The sequence below is a fragment of the Candidatus Infernicultor aquiphilus genome (genome assembly GCF_002784285.1).
GTDB lineage: Bacteria > Atribacterota > Phoenicimicrobiia > Phoenicimicrobiales > Phoenicimicrobiaceae > Infernicultor > Infernicultor aquiphilus.
On record NZ_PFKO01000385.1, the window covers coordinates 1 to 834 of the forward strand.

The 834-nt window shown below is 35.9% G+C and carries 1 protein-coding gene and 1 pseudogene; both read left to right on the forward strand.

Annotated elements, in window-relative coordinates:
- Positions 1–38: 38 nt before the first annotated feature.
- Positions 39–89, forward strand: a pseudogene (locus tag COZ07_RS10680) (hypothetical protein); the annotation flags it as partial.
- Between the two features lie 39 nt (positions 90–128).
- Positions 129–834, forward strand: a 706-nt coding sequence (locus COZ07_RS10685) for an aminoacyl--tRNA ligase-related protein (RefSeq protein WP_406608549.1), incomplete at its 3' end; no start/stop codon positions are given.

The window sequence follows — 834 nt, forward strand, 5'->3', positions numbered from 1 at the left end:
AAAGTGGAACTTTTGTAGATTTATGTTCTGGCCCACACTTGGAATCCACTGGAAAAATAAATGCAGACGCAATAAAATTAACCAGAATTTCCGGAGCTTATTGGAAAGGTGATGAAAAAAATCAACAATTGCAAAGAATTTATGGAGTAGTTTTTACTCAGGAAAAAGAACTGCAGGAATATTTAACTCAAAAAGAAGAGGCAGAAAAAAGAGATCATCGAAAATTGGGAAAAGAATTAGATTTATTTATTTTCTCTGATCTTGTCGGGCCAGGACTACCTATTTATACCCCCAAAGGAGCAACCATACGCCGAGAAATCATTAACTATTCCAATGAATTGCAACGTGGCATCGGATATCAAGAAGTTCATACTCCAAATATTAATAAGGCAGAACTTTTCAAAGTTTCAGGCCACTATGAAAAATTCAAGGATGACATGTTGAAAGTTATCTCAAATTATACTGCGGAAGAATATTTTTTGAAACCGATGAATTGTCCTCAACACACGCAGATTTTTGCTTCAAAAATGCGAAGCTATAAAGATTTGCCGATCAGAATTGCCGATTTTGCTAATCTTTATCGAGATGAAAAACCAGGAGAACTTTTGGGTCTTACTCGCCTTCGCTGTTTTTGCCAAGACGATGGACATTCTTTTTGTCGCGAAGATCAAATTAAAACCGAGTTTGCTTCCATTCTTGGAATTATCAAACAGGCAATGAAAACATATAATATGGAATATACGATTCGCCTTTCTCTTTGGGATCCGGAAACTCCTGAAAAATATCTAGGAGATCCATCCGTTTGGGAAAATTCACAAAAATTATTGGAAGAGA